Genomic DNA, 14,797 nt, shown 5'->3' on the forward strand with positions numbered 1-14,797 from the left:
CGGTGAGCGGATGACCAACGCCTCCGACGTCCTGCTCATCGACACGCGCGACCGGATCCGCACGCTGACGCTCAACCGCCCCGATGCGCGAAACGCGCTCTCGGCGGCGCTGCGCAGCCAGTTCTACGCGGCGCTGCGGGCGGCGGAGGACGACGACAGCGTCGACGTCGTCATCGTCACCGGCGCCGACCCGGTGTTCTGCGCCGGCCTCGATCTCAAGGAGCTGGGCAACACCACGGAGTTGCCCGACATCTCACCCAAGTGGCCGCCGATGTCCAAGCCCGTGATCGGCGCGATCAACGGCGCGGCGGTCACCGGTGGCCTCGAGATCGCGCTGTACTGCGACATCCTGATCGCGTCGGAGAACGCGCGCTTCGCCGACACCCATGCGCGGGTCGGTCTGCTTCCGACGTGGGGGCTGTCGGTCCGGCTGCCGCAGAAGGTGGGTGTCGGGATGGCGCGCCGGATGAGCATGACCGGGGATTACCTGTCGGCCGACGAGGCGTTGCGCACCGGCCTGGTCACGCAGGTCGTGCCGCACGATCAGCTTCTCGACACCGCGCGCCAGGTCGCGACGTCGATCGTCGGCAACAACCAGAAGGCCGTGCGCGCCCTGATGCGCTCGTACCACCTGATCGACGACACGCAGACCAGCGGTCCGCTGTGGCTCGAGGCGGCGTCGGCGCGGGAGTGGATGAAGAGCGCCTCCGGCGACGACATCGCGGCGAGCCGCGCGACGGTCATCGAGCGCGGCCGCAGCCAAGTGCGCTGACCGGTTGTTCGGCGAGCGCGCGGGTCTGCACGCCGACACGCCGGCCTGGGCGGCAGTCCGCGTGCGCTCGGCGGCGACGAGCGCACGCAGATGTACAGGACCGGCGGCGCGCCGCTGTACAAACCCGCGCGCTCGCCGAAGGGCTGGTCAACCCGGGACCAGCCAGCGACCCGACAGCGTGCGCCAGCCGACGAACACCAGCCGCAGCACCATGAACGTGCTCAGCCCCGACCAGATGCCGAGCAGACCCCACCCGAACACCAGCGACAGCCAGATCAGCGGCAGGAACCCCAGCAGCGCGCTGACCAGCGTCGCCGTCCGCATGAACCGGGCATCGCCGGCGCCGAGCAGCACGCCGTCGAGCGCGAACACCACTCCGGCGACCGGCAGCTGCGCGACCAGGAACCACCACGGCACGCTGATCTGGTCGAGCACCGTGCGATCGTCGGTGAACACGGCCGGCACCACCGAGGCGCCGAGCGCGAACAGCGCCGCCAGCACGCTCGCCGCCACCGCAGAGAACACCGTCACCCGCCAGGCCACCGACTGGGCGTGCCGCAGCTTGCCCGCACCCAGCGCGGCGCCCACCAGCGACTGTGCCGCGATCGCCAACGAATCCAGCACCAGCGCAAGGAAACTCCACAGCTGCAGCACCACCTGGTGGGCGGCCACAGCCGCTGCCCCGAACCGCGCCGCCACCGCACCCGCCGAGATGAAGCACGCTTGGAACGCCATCGTCCGGATCACCAGGTCGCGGCCCATCACCATCTGCGCGCGCAACACTGCCGGGCGCGGGCGAATCGGCACCCGCTCGACACGCAGCGCGTGCAGGAACAGGACCGCCGCGATCCACTGACCGATGACGTTCGCGACCGCCGACCCGGCGAGGCCCAGGGCCGGCGCTCCGAACCAGCCGTACACGAGCGTCGGGCACAGGACCGCCGCGATGGCGAAGCCGATCACCACGTAGCGCAGGGGCCGGGCGGTGTCCTGCACGCCACGCATCCACCCGTTGCCCGCGGCGGCCACCAGAATCGCCGGGACCGCCAGACTGGCGATGCGCACCCACGGCAGCGCCGCGGCGGCGATGTCTCCGCCCGCGGCCAGCGCCGTGACGAGCGGGACCGCGAAGATCTGCACGGCGACCACGACCACCGTGCCGATCGCCGCGGCCAACCACGTCGCCTGAACGCCCTCGGCAACCGCTGCCGCGCGGTCATCGCGGCCGTAGAAGCGCGCCGCACGCGCCGTCGTGCCGTAGGACAGGAACGTCAACTGCGAGCTCAGCACGCCCATGATCAGCGCGCCGATCGCCAGCCCCGCCAGACTCAGCGCACCGAGGCGCCCCACCACGGCGAGGTCGAACAGGAGGTAGAGAGGTTCGGCGGCGAGCACACCGAGCGCTGGGAACGCCAGTGCGGCGATGCGCCGGCTGGTGGCGGGCGCCAGGGCCCCGTCGGCGTCAGCCAAGAACCCTGCACAGAGCTGAAACGACGTCCTCGGCGCTGCCCGTCGCGGAGAATCCCGAGGCCAACCGGTGACCGCCCCCGCCGAACGTGGCGGCGACCGCAGCGACGTCGAGTGCCTTGGACCGCATCGACACCGACCACTGCGCCGGCCGGATCTCTTTGAACACCGCGGCCACCTCGGCCTCCTGGGTGGTGCGCACGATGTCGACGATGCTCTCCACCTCTTCGGGCCGGGCATCGAGCCATTCCTGGTGTGAGACCACGGCGTAGACGAAGCCTCGCCCGTCACACGCCCCGCGAATCAGCTGCGCTGTGCCCAGCACCCGCGACAGCATCGGCAGCCACGCGAACGGGTGCGTGTCCATCAGCGTGCGGCTCACGACGGCATTGTGGACGCCGAGCTCGATCAGGCGCGCAGCCAGCCGCAGCCCCCGCGCACTAGCCCAGCGGAACGATCCGGTGTCGGTGGTCAGGCCCGCGTAGACGCAGTGCGCGACGGCCTCGTCGATCGGCTCGCCCCACGCGTCGAGGAGGTCCGCGATCATCATCGTCGTCGAATCGGCCGTCGCGTCGACGAAGTTGGCGGTGCCGAACATCTGGTTGCTGTGGTGATGGTCGATGACGAGGACCGGCCGGTCGGCGGTCACCAGGTCCGACAGCCCGCCGAGTCGATTGATGCTGGGTACGTCGACCGTGACGACCAGGTCGACATCTCGGCGCAGATCATCGGGGGCCACCAGCAGCCGACCGCCCGGCAGCGACTGCAGGGAATCGGGCAGCTCAGCCGGCTCTGCGTACGTGACCTGCACGCTGGTGCCGATCCGGTCGAGAACCAGGGCCAGAGCCAGACCCGCACCCACGGTGTCGGCGTCAGGGTGGACGTGGCAGAGCACGCTGACCGACCCCGCTGAGGCCAGCAACTCGGCGGCGCCCCTGGCGTCGACCCGGGCACCCGTCAAGGCGTCAGCGGTCGTGTCGGTCATGGAGCGTGTCGGAGTCACCGGTGTCCTCAGCGTTCGCCTCGTCTGGCCCGTGGTCTTCGTCCTCCGCCCCGATTACACGGTACGGGTCCGGCTCGCCAGCGTGCTTGGCACCTTCGCGAACTCTCGCCAAATCCTCATCGGCCGCGCGCGCCCTGGCCAGCAGCTCCTCCATCCGGTGGGCCGCGTCGGGGACGGTGTCGCGTTCGAAGGCCAGCGTCGGGGTGAAGCGCACCCCGAGCGAGGCCCCGACCTTGGTGCGGAGGACGCCTGTGGCTTTCTCCAGCCCGACGGCGGCGCCTTCGTAGTCCGGTTCCTCGTCGAGGGACCGGCCCAGCACCGTGTAGAACAGCGTCGCGTCGTGCAGGTCGTTGGTGACCTTGGCATCCGTGATCGTCACGCCGGCGAGCCGAGGATCTTTGATCTCGTACTCGATTGCCGACGCGACAATCGTGGATATCCGCTTGGCCATCCGCTTCGCGCGTGCAGGATCAGCCATGAGCGTGTCCGATCATGAACGTCCGGTCATCAGGTGCGCGCCTTCTCGACCAGCTCGTACGCCTCGATGACGTCACCCTCCTTGATGTCGGAATAGGTGAGCGTCAAACCGCACTCGTACCCGTCCCGCACCTCGGTGGCGTCATCCTTTTCGCGCTTGAGCGACGAAATGGTGACCGACTCCGCAACGACGACGTTGTCACGGAGCAGACGTGCCTTGGCGTTACGACGCATGATGCCCGAGGTGACGAGGCAACCGGCGATGTTGCCGACCTTGGACGACCGGAAGATCGCCCGGATCTCGGCACGGCCGAGCTCCTTCTCCTCGTAGATCGGCTTGAGCATGCCCTTGAGCGCGCTCTGGATCTCGTCGATCGCCTGGTAGATCACCGAGTAGTACCGGATGTCGACGCCCTCGCGGTTCGCGAGCTCGGTGGCCTTGCCCTCGGCACGCACGTTGAACCCGATGATGATCGCGTCCGATGCCGATGCCAGGTTGACGTTGGTCTCGGTGACACCACCGACACCGCGGTCGATGACCCGCAGCTCCACCTCGTCGTCGATCTCGATCCCCAGCAGGGCCTCCTCCAGCGCCTCGACGGTGCCGGAGTTGTCGCCCTTGAGGATCAGGTTCAGCTGCGAAGTCTCCTTCAACGCTGCATCGAGATCGTCGAGGCTGATGCGCTTGCGCGTCCGTGCGGCCAGCGCGTTGCGCTTACGTGCACTTCGGCGATCAGCGATCTGCCGGGCGATCCGGTCCTCGTCGACGACGAGCAGGTTGTCACCTGCACCGGGCACCGAGGTGAAGCCGATGACCTGGACCGGTCGCGACGGCAGCGCCTCCGCGACGTCCTCGCCGTGCTCGTCGACCATGCGGCGCACGCGGCCGTAGGCATCGCCGGCCACGATCGAGTCTCCGACGCGCAGCGTGCCGCGCTGGATGAGCACGGTGGCCACCGGGCCGCGACCACGGTCCAGATGGGCCTCGATCGCGACGCCCTGGGCCTCCATGTCCGGGTTGGCCCGCAGGTCCAGCGCGGCGTCAGCTGTCAGGATGACCGCTTCGAGCAGGGCGTCGATATTGGTGCCCTGCTTGGCCGAGATGTCGACGAACATGGTGTCGCCACCGAAGTCCTCGGCGACCAGCCCGTATTCGGTGAGCTGGCCACGGATCTTGGCCGGGTCCGCGCCCTCCTTGTCGATCTTGTTGACCGCCACGACGATCGGCACGTCGGCCGCCTGCGCGTGGTTGATGGCCTCCACCGTCTGTGGCATGACGCCGTCGTCAGCCGCGACCACGAGGATCGCGATGTCGGTGGCCTTCGCGCCGCGGGCACGCATGGCGGTGAACGCTTCGTGGCCCGGCGTGTCGATGAAGGTGACCAGTCGCTCGTTGCCGTCCAGTTCGGTAAGGACCTGGTAAGCGCCGATGTGCTGGGTGATGCCGCCGGCCTCGCCCTCGCGGACGGTGGCGTTACGGATCGTGTCGAGCAGTCGGGTCTTGCCGTGGTCGACGTGACCCATGACGGTGACCACAGGGGGACGGAACTCGAGATCGTCCTCGTCGCCCTCGTCCTCGCCGTAGGTGAGGTCGAACGACGACAGCAGCTCGCGGTCTTCGTCCTCCGGGGACACGACCTGCACGACGTAATTCATCTCGCTGCCGAGCAGCTCGAGCGTCGAATCGTCTACCGACTGGGTCGCAGTGACCATCTCACCGAGGTTGAACAGCGCCTGGACCAGCGAGGCCGGGTTGGCGTTGATCTTGTCGGCGAAGTCGACCAGCGACGCGCCGCGTGGCAGCCGGATGGTCTCGCCGTTGCCGTGCGGCAACCGCACGCCACCGACCACCGGGGCCTGCATGTTCTCGTACTCGGCGCGTTTCGCCCGCTTCGACTTGCGACCTCGGCGGACTGCGCCGCCGGGACGACCGAACGCACCTGCCGCGCCTCCGCGCTGGCCGGGGCGTCCACCGCCACCGCCGCCGGGACGACCGCGGAAACCGCCGCCTGCGGGCGCACCGCCGCCGCCGCCGGCACCGCCGCCGCGGTAGTTACCGCCGCCACCGCCGCCGCCACCGGGACGACCGGCGCCACCGGGAGCCGGCCGAGGACCGCCGCCGGGACGCGGACCGCCACCGGGGCGAGGACCGCCACCGGGACGGGCTCCCTGCGGACGGGGAGGCATGTTGCCGGGCGAGGCGCCGGGCCGCGGGCCGCCGCCGGGGCGGGGTCCGCCTGCGCCGGGAGCTGGGCGGGGACCGCCGGGCCCGGCCTGGGGCCGGGGTGCGGGCCGTTCCACCGGCTGTTGCGACGAGAACGGATTGTTGCCGACGCGCGGGGTTCGCCCGGCGGGCTTGGGGGCCCCGGGGCGGGGGCCGCCGGGACCGGGCCGAGGGCCCGGTGTGGGGCCGGGTGCCGGACCCGGGCGCGGCGCCGCGGACGGCGCGGACGGCGCTGACGGCGCGGAAGCGGCCGCGGGCGGAGCCTGAGCCGGTTGCGGCGCGGCGGGCGGTGCGCTCGGGGTGGGGGCCGCAGGTGCCGCGGGGGCGGCGGGGGCCGGCGCGGCAGGCTGCTGAGCCGCCGGCGCGGACGGTCGGGGGCCGGGCCGCGGGCCGGGCTTGACCGGTGCTGCCTGGGCGGAGCCGTTGCTGCTGCTCGCAGAACCAGAGGGCTTGGAGCCGCCGAACGACTCCCTCAATCGGCGGGCGACGGGCGCCTCCACCGTGGACGACGCCGACTTGACGAACTCACCTTGTTCGCTCAGTCGCGCCAGAACTTGCTTACTTGTGACACCGAGTTCCTTAGCCAACTCGTGCACGCGGGCCTTACCTGCCACTACATCTCCTGTCTGAGAGGCGACAGCGGTGGTAGGCGCCGCGCCTCGGGTTAGCTATGACGCATGGTCATCGGGACTTCACGGTGTGCTCATGTTCTTTTCGCTACCTGTTCTCTTGCCCGGGTGCCTCAAGCGTTTCGTATTCCGCGAAACGCTCGACCACCGCGGTGATGTCCGGTGAACCGGTGATCCGGAGCGCTCGGCCGAAGGCTCGCCGGCGAACCGCCTCGTTTAGACACCCTGGATCGGGATGCAGCCATGCACCCCGCCCCGGAAGCCTCTTCGCCTCGTCAACGGTCACGACCCTGGTGTCATTCCCAGGACCCTGCCCGCCGTCGACGGCGACGACCCGAAGCAGATCGGCGGCCAGCTCTCGTCGTCGACATCCGATGCAGGTCCGCACCGGGCCCCCGGAGGGGTTGTCGCTGCTTTTCTGCGTCCGAGCCGATCTCTCGCGCTGGATCACAGCTGAGTCTACCGTCACGATGTCGTCCAAAAGGAAATCGGTCCGCGGCATGGGTCTACGGCAGAACCGGGGCGCGACTCGTTACTGCTCGCCCGCCGCGCCGCGGGCCGCGTCGGACCGCCGCCCGCCGCGACCGGTGTCCGACGCCGCGTCATCGCTGCGGATGTCGATGCGCCAGCCGGTGAGCCGCGCCGCCAGCCGCGCGTTCTGCCCTTCCTTGCCGATGGCCAGCGAGAGCTGGAAGTCCGGGACGATGACACGCGCCGCCTTGGCCACCTCATCGATCACCGTCACGGACACGACCTTGGCCGGGGACAACGCGTTGGCGACGAACTTCGCCGGGTCCTCGTCGAAGTCGATGATGTCGATCTTCTCCCCGGACAGCTCGCTCATCACGTTGCGCACCCGCTGGCCCATCGGCCCGATGCACGCCCCTTTGGCGTTGAGTCCCGGCGCGCGCGAGGCCACCGCGATCTTGCTGCGGTGCCCGGCCTCGCGGGCGACGGCGACGATGTCCACCGAGCCGTCGGCGATCTCGGGGACCTCCAGGGAGAAGAGTTTGCGGACCAGATTCGGGTGCGTGCGGGACAACGTGATCAGGGGTTCGCGCGCCCCACGGGACACACCGACGACGTAGCACCGCAGCCGATCGCCGTGTTCGTAGCTCTCCCCCGGTACCTGCTCGGCCGCCGGGATCACCCCCTCGGAGCCCTTCGTCTCGCTGCCCATGCGGACGACGACGAGGCCGCGGGCATTGGCGCGGGCGTCACGCTGGATCACGCCGGCCACGATGTCGCCCTCACGGGCGGAGAACTCTCCGTAGTTCTTCTCGTTCTCCGCGTCCCGCAGCCGTTGCAAGATCACCTGACGGGCTGTGGTCGCCGCGATCCGGCCGAACCCTTCCGGGGTGTCGTCCCACTCGTGCAACACGTTGCCGTCGACGTCGGTCTGCCGCGCCATCACCTTCACGACACCGGTCTTGCGGTCGACGTCGATGCGGGCGTCGGCCTCATGCCCTTCGGTGTGCTTGTAGGCCGTCAGCAGGGCCGACTTGATGGTCTCGACGACCACATCGACCGAGATTCCCTTGTCGGCCTCGATCGCGTGCAGCGCGGCCATGTCGATGTTCATGATCCACCGTGCCTTCCGGTTTGGCCCGCGAGCTCCAGCTCTTGCGGACTCGGTGGTGAGAATTCCACCTGGACAACAGCTTTGGCGATTTCCTCCCGCGCGACCGCACGCACGGACAGAGCGCGTCGTGGCCTGTCGCGCACCACGACGTCCACGGTGGAGTCGTGCAGTTCACCCAGCCGGCCGGTCAGCGTGGAGCCGTCGGCCAACGTGAGTTCCACCAGCCGCCCCTGGGCGCGGCGGAAATGCGTGTCGGTGCTCAGTGGTCGGTCCACCCCGGGCGAGGTGACCTCCAGCGTGTAGGCCTGCGAGTCGAGATCGTCGAGGAGGGCCGAGGCGGTCCGGGACAGTTCGGCGATCGTGTCGAGGTCGAGACCCTTGTCACCGTCGGCGATCACCGTCACCCGGGGCGGGCGCGCCGCCGCGTCGATCACGACGTCTTCGATGTCGTACCCGGCGCGCGCGAACTCCTCGGCGAGCAAATCGATCACCTGTCGCTGCGACGGCAATCCCGCATACCGCTCCGCCACGGTGAACTCCTCGTCTTGAGTTGTCTCTCGAACTGGTCGAACGGGACCCTACGATACGCCAGGCAGACGGTCCGAAGAACGAAAGTGCCACCTCCGCGGGCCTGTGCGGGAGACGTCGGGCTCGTCGCCACAGGGCGCAATGGCAGGATGTGGCACGTGCCGAGCCGCCCGCCGACCCTGCGCCGCCGTCAGGTGCTGGCCGGGCTCGCCCTCCTGCCCGCCGTCGCGGCCGCCGCATGTGGCGCTCCGCCACCCCCGCCGGATCTCGACGACCTCACCACCGCACTCGACCGGGCCCGCGCCGACAGTCGGCTCGCCGGCCAGGCGGCCGCCGCGCTGCGCGGCCGCGCCGCGGCAACCCTGACCGAGATCGCGCACTTGCGCACCGCTCACGAACAGGCCCTCTCCGACGAGATCGTCCGGCTGACCGGCGCGGCCGCGCCGAGTACCGGCGTGACGGTGACGACGTCGGCGAGCCCGGCGGCGGGCACCCCCGAGCCACCGCCGCCGAACGCCGACGACATCGTCGGGTCGTTGCGCGCGTCGGCCGACAGCGCATCGCACTCCGCGGCGACGCTGTCGGGCTACCGCGCCGGATTGCTCGCCTCGATCGCCGCGGCCTGCACGGCCGCCTACACCGTGGCACTGGCCTCCCCCGGCGGTGCCGGGTGACATCTCCGACGCCGAGTCCTACTCAGGGCCCGACCACACGTCCCGCCGACCCCGCTCTGGGCGCGCTGTTCGACGCGGTCGCCGTCGAACACGCGACGATCTACGGATACGGGTTGGTGTCGGCGCACTCCACCCCGGAGGACAACAGTCTGGTCGCCGGCGCGATGGCCGAACACCGGGCTCGGCGCGAGGCCGCGATCAAGTTGCTCGAGGACACCGGGGGCGCCGTGCCGCTGCCAGCGGCGGGCTACTCGATGCCCTCGGAAGTCGACACCCCCACCCAGGCAGCCTCGCTCGCAGTACGCATGGAAGACGACGCCGCGACCGCGTGGCGGGCGGTCGTCGAGCAGGCGACCGACGAGAAAGTGCGCGCGTTCGGTGTGGCCGCGATGCTCGAAACCGCGGTCACCGCCGCGCGATGGCGCGGTGTCGTCGGGACGACACCTGTCACGGTGCCGTTCCCCGGCGGTACCGAGTAGCAGCTAGCGGATCGCTGCGAGGATCTCCTCGGACGCCGAGCCCGCGGGGACATCGCGCTTGTCACCGCTGAACCGGTCCCGCAGTTCCACGACGCCGTCGGCCCAGCCGCGACCGACCACGACGATCCACGGCACACCGAGCAGTTCGGCGTCCTTGAACTTGACCCCCGGTGACGCGGTCCGGTCGTCGAGCAGTACGTCGACGCCGCGGAGGTCCAGATCGGCGGCCAATTCCGTTGCCCCGGCGCGCGCCTCGGCGTCTTTGTTCGCGATCACCACGTGCACGTCGAACGGCGACACCGACGACGGCCACCGCAACCCCAGTTCGTCGTGTTGCTGCTCGGCGATCACCGCCACCAGCCGGGACACCCCGATCCCGTAGCTGCCCATCGTCAGGCGCACCGGTTTGCCGTCCTCGCCGAGCACGTCGGCAGTGAATGCGTCGGCGTACTTGCGGCCGAGCTGGAACACGTGGCCGATCTCGATCCCGCGGGCGGCCACCAGCGGGCCCGCCCCGTCCGGCGACGGATCCCCCTCCCTCACCTCGGCGGCCTCGATCGTGCCGTCGGCGACGAAATCGCGCCCCGCGACCAGGTCGACGACGTGCTTGCCGACCTCGTCGGCGCCGGTGATCCACGCGGTGCCGTCCACCACACGGGGATCGACCAGATAGCGAACCCCGTTGGCCAGCAACCCTTTCGGACCGATGTACCCCTTCTTCAGGAACGGGTACTTCGCGAAGTCCGCGTCGTCGAGCATCGCGAACTCGGCCGGCTCCAGTGCCGCGCCGAGGCGCTTCTCGTCGACCTCGCGGTCCCCGGGCACGCCGACGGCCAGCAACTCCCAGTCACCGCCGGGCACACGGATTTTCATCAGGACGTTCTTCAGGGTGTCGGCCGCCGTGACGGTGCGCCCCAGGTCGGCGGAGTTGGCCCAGTCGACCAGTGTCGCGATCGTCGGGGTGTTTCCGGTCTCGTACACCGTCGCCTCGGGAAGCCCGTCGAAGGGGATCGACTCGGGAACCGCCGTGACGACGGCCTCGACGTTGGCCGCGTAGCCGGACTCGACACACCGCACGTAGGTGTCCTCACCGACCTCGCTCTCGGCGAGGAATTCCTCAGAGGCGCTGCCGCCCATCGCCCCGGACACCGCGGACACGATCACGTAGCGGACCGCGAGGCGGGCGAAGATCCGCTGATATGCCTCTCGGTGCGCGTGGTAGGCCTTTTTCAGACCGTCTTCGTCGATGTCGAACGAGTACGAGTCCTTCATCAGGAACTCGCGGCCCCGCAGGATGCCGGCGCGGGGACGCGCCTCGTCGCGGTACTTGTTCTGGATCTGGTAGAGCCGCAGCGGAAAGTCCTTGTACGACGAGTACTCACCCTTGACGGTCAGGGTGAACATCTCCTCGTGGGTGGGGCCCAGCAGGTAGTCGTTGTCGCGCCGGTCCTGCAATCGGAACAACGTGTCGCCGTACTCGGTCCAGCGGTTGGTGGTCTCGTAGGGCGCGCGCGGCAGCAGCGCCGGGAACAGGATCTCCTGTCCGCCAATGGCGTTCATCTCGTCGCGGACGATCGCCTCGATCCTGCGAAGCACCTTGAGCCCGAGGGGCAGCCAGCTGTAGAGCCCGGGACCGACCGGCCGGACGTAGCCGGCCCTGATCAGCAGCTTGTGGCTCGGCACTTCGGCGTCGGCCGGGTCGTCGCGCAGTGTGCGCAGGAACAGCTCGGACATGCGGGTGATCACAGCCGACCACCTTAGGCCACTTTTGCGACGGCCTGCCTAGAGCTCCCCCGCCTCCACGGCTTCCCTGGTCTCTCGGGCCCGGGCGATGTCGCGCGCCGGGTAGCCGATGAACAGCGCCGCGACGCCGACGAGGATCGCGATCGCAGCCACCCACAGCAGCGCGTAGGTGTACCCGTGACCAAGGGCGTCGAGCTGCGCGGGTGTCATGGCCGTGACCGAGCCGGTGGTGCCTCCCAGGTACAGCGTGCGGGAGACCTGCACGGCCTGGACCACCACGAGGACCAGCGGACCGCCGAGGTTGAACACCATCAACGTGACCGACGACAGCGAGCCGATCCGACGGGCGGGAACGTTGGCCAGCAGACACAGCGGCAGGATCACCGAGATCACGCCGATGCCGAGCCCGCCCACCACGACGGGCACGAACAGGTCGGGGAAGTAGGGCACGAATCGGTCCAGCGTCGAGCCGTAGAGCATGGCCAGCAGCACCAGCACGCCTCCGCCGAGGATCACCCAGCGCGGCGCGATCCGGGGTGCGACATAGGTCGCGATCACGTTGCCGACGACGAAAGCGGCCGCGAACGGCAGGAAGCTGATGCCGGCCCGCAGCGGCGAGTACCCGAGGACATCCTGGACGAGCAGGCCGATCATCACCGACAACGTGAGCATGACGCCGCCGGCCAGGAAGTACGCCACGAACGACGCGATGCGGTGCCGGCTGTCGAAGATCGACAGCGGCACGAGCGGATTGTCCGCACCGCGCTCGTCGAGCACGAACGCGACGAGAAAGACGACGGCGGCCACCGCGGCGCCGATCACCCACGGATCGCCCCAACCCAGCGCCGGGCCCTGGGTGAAGACCAGCACCGCCGATGTACAGGCCAGCGTGGCCAGCAGCGCACCGGTGATGTCGAGCTTGATGCGCTCGAGGTGGGTCTCGGTCAGCCGGAACACCGCGATCGCAATGATCGCCACCCCGATCGGCACGTTGACCAGGAACGCCAGCCGCCACGAGATGCCCGTGACGGCGCCCCCGAGCACCAGCCCCAGGACAGAGCCGAGGCCCTGCATGGCCGCGGAGACGGCGAGCGCGCGGTTGCGTGGCTCTCCGACGGCGTAGGTCGTCGCGATGAGCGCCAGACCCGTCGGGGCGGCCACCGCCGCGCCGATGCCCTGCACCGCGCGGGCGATGACGAGCGTGGCCTCGTCGTTGGCCAGCCCGCAGATCAGCGATGCGATCGTGAACACGCCGACTCCGGACAGGAACGCCCGCTTGTGGCCGATGGCGTCACCGATGCGCCCGCCGAGCAGCAGCAGACCACCGAAGGCCAGCACGTAAGCGGTGATCACCCAGCTCTTGCCCGCATCGGAGAGGCCGAGGTCGGCCTGCATGCGCGGCAGAGCGACGATCACGATGGTCCCGTCGAGGGTGGCCATCAGCTGCATGCCGGTGATCGCGACGATCGCGATGCCCAACGAGGACGCCAGCGGGGCCCGGGAGGACATGGTTCGCCACCCTACCGGTGCGACTTCGGCGTGTTGGTCGTCGCTGTGCGACGGTCAGCACGCCGTAATCGCGCTGGAGCTAAAGCTCTCCGGCGTCGATCGCGTCCTTGACTTCCTGCGCGTGCGCCACCTGCTCGGCGGTGTACCCGATGAACAGCGCCACCGCGCCGACGATCACCGCGACTGCGGCCACCCACAGCAGACCGTAGGTGTAGCCCTGGTCGAGAGCGTGCAGCTGCACGGCGTTCATGTCCTTGACCGGGCCGTTGGTGCCGCCCAGGTACAGCGTGCGGGACGTGATGACCGCCTGGATGATCGCGAGCACGACCGGCCCGCCGAGGCTCTGCAGCATCAGTGCGATCGCCGATACCGGACCGATCTGATCGAACCCGACGCCGGCGATCGCCGACACCGTCAGCGGCACCACGATCATGCCGATCCCGAAGCCGCCGATCGTGATGGGCAGCACCAGGTTCGGGAAGTAGGGAATGTTGGCGTCCAGCGTCGAGCCGTAGAGCATCGCCGCCAGCACCAGGATGCCGCCGCCGATGACCAGCACGCGGGGCGGGAACTTCGACACCAGCGCCGACGACACGCCGAGTCCGATGCCCAGGGCGATGACGAACGGGATGAACCCGACGCCCGCCTTCAGCGCGCTGTAGCCCATGATGTCCTGCACGTAGAGCCCGATCAGCACGGTCAGCGTGAACATCACGCCGCCGGCGAGGAAGATCGCCGCGAAGGTCGACAGCCGGTTGCGGTCGCGGAACAGCTCGAACGGCACGACGGGGTTCTCGGCGGTGCGCTCCACCCACAGGAAGGTCAGGCCGCAGGCCATCGCCACGACACCGGAGCCGATGGTGATCGGCGAGACCCAGCCGGCCTCCGGACCCATCGAGAACGCGAACACCGCGGCGGTGCAGCCCATCGTGGCCAGAAGTGCCCCGGTGGCGTCGAGCTTGAGCCGTTCACGGTGGGTCTCGCGCAGTGTGGTGCGGGCCAGGTGGATCATGACCAGGCCGATCGGGACGTTGATCAGGAACGCCCAGCGCCACGACACCTCGGTCAGCGCGCCACCGACGATCAGCCCCATCACAGAGCCGACGCCGGTCATCGCCGCGAAGATCGCCGTGGCGGCGTTGCGCGCCGGACCCTTCGGGAACGTGGTCGCGATCAATGCCAGTGCCGTCGGGGAGGCGATCGCCGCCCCGACGCCCTGCAGCAGCCGGGCGATCACCAGGGTCGCTTCGTTCCAAGCCAGCCCGCACAGGATGGAGGCGATGGTGAACAGAGCGACGCCGACGACGAAGGTCCGCTTGCGCCCGATCACGTCACCGAGGCGGCCACCGAGGAGCATCAGGCCGCCGAAGGTCAACACGTAGGCGGTGATCACCCAGCTGCGTCCTGCGTCGGAGAGGCTCAGCTCGTCCTGGATCTTGGGAAGCGCGACGATCGCGACCGTGCTGTCCATCGTCGCGAGAAGCTGCATGCCGCCGATGGCGATGACCGCGGCGATGAAGCGCCGCGACGGCAGCCAGGCCGGCGTCTTGGGGGATCGTGAGCCACCGGCTCCGTCCGCAGCCGCGCTGATGCGGGCCGGTACGGCCTTGTTGGCGCCCCGCCCCTTGCCTTCAGCATCTCGAGAGATGGCGGCACGCTCTGCGTCATTGAGAGCCGTCATAACGAGTTACCTTACAGTACTCTTAATAT

13 protein-coding genes are annotated in these 14,797 nt (G+C 69.6%); 3 read left to right on the forward strand and 10 right to left on the reverse strand.

Translation table 11 applies throughout. The features are described 5' to 3' along the window. The first annotated feature begins 10 nt into the window (after window positions 1–10). Window positions 11–772, forward strand: a complete 762-nt coding sequence (locus ACZYYX_RS22350) for an enoyl-CoA hydratase (RefSeq protein WP_463816814.1) — start codon at window positions 11–13, stop codon at window positions 770–772. 147 nt (window positions 773–919) lie between these two features. Here ACZYYX_RS22350 and ACZYYX_RS22355 read toward each other — a convergent pair whose 3' ends face one another. The 7 genes from ACZYYX_RS22355 to rimP form a co-directional block, all read right to left on the reverse strand. After that, window positions 920–2,242: an MATE family efflux transporter gene (locus ACZYYX_RS22355; protein WP_463816815.1), complete on the reverse strand. Its 1,323-nt coding sequence runs from the start codon at window positions 2,240–2,242 to the stop codon at window positions 920–922. Then, on the reverse strand, window positions 2,235–3,224 hold the full coding sequence (locus tag ACZYYX_RS22360) for a DHH family phosphoesterase (protein WP_463816816.1): 990 nt from the start codon (window positions 3,222–3,224) through the stop codon (window positions 2,235–2,237). Before ACZYYX_RS22360 ends, ACZYYX_RS22355 begins: the two co-directional genes overlap by 8 nt. Beyond that, window positions 3,205–3,720, reverse strand: coding sequence for a 30S ribosome-binding factor RbfA (gene rbfA, locus ACZYYX_RS22365; protein WP_463816817.1), 516 nt, complete (start codon window positions 3,718–3,720; stop codon window positions 3,205–3,207). The genes ACZYYX_RS22360 and rbfA overlap by 20 nt, the downstream gene beginning before the upstream one ends. A gap of 29 nt (window positions 3,721–3,749) precedes the next feature. Then, window positions 3,750–6,557, reverse strand: a complete 2,808-nt coding sequence (gene infB / locus ACZYYX_RS22370; protein ID WP_463816818.1) for a translation initiation factor IF-2 — start codon at window positions 6,555–6,557, stop codon at window positions 3,750–3,752. 103 nt (window positions 6,558–6,660) lie between these two features. After that, window positions 6,661–7,074 (reverse strand): YlxR family protein, encoded by a 414-nt coding sequence (locus tag ACZYYX_RS22375; RefSeq protein ID WP_463816819.1) that lies wholly within the window; start codon window positions 7,072–7,074, stop codon window positions 6,661–6,663. Between the two features lie 30 nt (window positions 7,075–7,104). Further along, a complete protein-coding gene (gene nusA / locus ACZYYX_RS22380) occupies window positions 7,105–8,154 on the reverse strand; it encodes a transcription termination factor NusA (RefSeq protein ID WP_463816820.1) in 1,050 nt (349 codons plus the stop codon). Further along, a complete protein-coding gene (gene rimP, locus ACZYYX_RS22385) occupies window positions 8,151–8,684 on the reverse strand; it encodes a ribosome maturation factor RimP (RefSeq protein WP_463816821.1) in 534 nt (177 codons plus the stop codon). Before rimP ends, nusA begins: the two co-directional genes overlap by 4 nt. A 147-nt stretch (window positions 8,685–8,831) precedes the next feature. Between rimP and ACZYYX_RS22390 the strand changes: the two genes are divergently transcribed. Together ACZYYX_RS22390 and ACZYYX_RS22395 are read left to right on the forward strand one after the other, a co-directional pair. Next, window positions 8,832–9,356 (forward strand): hypothetical protein, encoded by a 525-nt coding sequence (locus ACZYYX_RS22390; RefSeq protein WP_463816823.1) that lies wholly within the window; start codon window positions 8,832–8,834, stop codon window positions 9,354–9,356. After that, window positions 9,353–9,835, forward strand: a complete 483-nt coding sequence (locus tag ACZYYX_RS22395) for a ferritin-like domain-containing protein (RefSeq protein WP_463816824.1) — start codon at window positions 9,353–9,355, stop codon at window positions 9,833–9,835. The genes ACZYYX_RS22390 and ACZYYX_RS22395 overlap by 4 nt, the downstream gene beginning before the upstream one ends. A gap of 3 nt (window positions 9,836–9,838) precedes the next feature. On the opposite strand, the gene ACZYYX_RS22400 is transcribed toward ACZYYX_RS22395, so the two are convergent. The 3 genes from ACZYYX_RS22400 to ACZYYX_RS22410 form a co-directional block, all read right to left on the reverse strand. After that, on the reverse strand, window positions 9,839–11,581 hold the full coding sequence (locus tag ACZYYX_RS22400; RefSeq protein WP_463816825.1) for a proline--tRNA ligase: 1,743 nt from the start codon (window positions 11,579–11,581) through the stop codon (window positions 9,839–9,841). Between the two features lie 36 nt (window positions 11,582–11,617). Beyond that, window positions 11,618–13,087: an MFS transporter gene (locus tag ACZYYX_RS22405; RefSeq protein WP_463816826.1), complete on the reverse strand. Its 1,470-nt coding sequence runs from the start codon at window positions 13,085–13,087 to the stop codon at window positions 11,618–11,620. 79 nt (window positions 13,088–13,166) lie between these two features. After that, window positions 13,167–14,768: an MFS transporter gene (locus ACZYYX_RS22410; RefSeq protein ID WP_463816827.1), complete on the reverse strand. Its 1,602-nt coding sequence runs from the start codon at window positions 14,766–14,768 to the stop codon at window positions 13,167–13,169. Window positions 14,769–14,797: the final 29 nt, after the last annotated feature.

The sequence above is a fragment of the Mycobacterium sp. IDUB_1 genome, assembly GCF_055419625.1.

What these genes read in the sequence shown, in the direction of transcription:
- nusA (WP_463816820.1), bottom strand. Translation starts at nt 8,154, where the DNA reads ATGAACATCGACATGGCCGCGCTGCACGCGATCGAGGCCGACAAGGGA.
- ACZYYX_RS22405 (WP_463816826.1), bottom strand. Translation starts at nt 13,087, where the DNA reads ATGTCCTCCCGGGCCCCGCTGGCGTCCTCGTTGGGCATCGCGATCGTC.
- ACZYYX_RS22350 (WP_463816814.1), top strand. Translation starts at nt 11, where the DNA reads ATGACCAACGCCTCCGACGTCCTGCTCATCGACACGCGCGACCGGATC.
- ACZYYX_RS22375 (WP_463816819.1), bottom strand. Translation starts at nt 7,074, where the DNA reads ATGCCGCGGACCGATTTCCTTTTGGACGACATCGTGACGGTAGACTCA.
- ACZYYX_RS22390 (WP_463816823.1), top strand. Translation starts at nt 8,832, where the DNA reads ATGTGGCACGTGCCGAGCCGCCCGCCGACCCTGCGCCGCCGTCAGGTG.
- ACZYYX_RS22360 (WP_463816816.1), bottom strand. Translation starts at nt 3,224, where the DNA reads ATGACCGACACGACCGCTGACGCCTTGACGGGTGCCCGGGTCGACGCC.
- rbfA (WP_463816817.1), bottom strand. Translation starts at nt 3,720, where the DNA reads ATGGCTGATCCTGCACGCGCGAAGCGGATGGCCAAGCGGATATCCACG.
- ACZYYX_RS22410 (WP_463816827.1), bottom strand. Translation starts at nt 14,768, where the DNA reads ATGACGGCTCTCAATGACGCAGAGCGTGCCGCCATCTCTCGAGATGCT.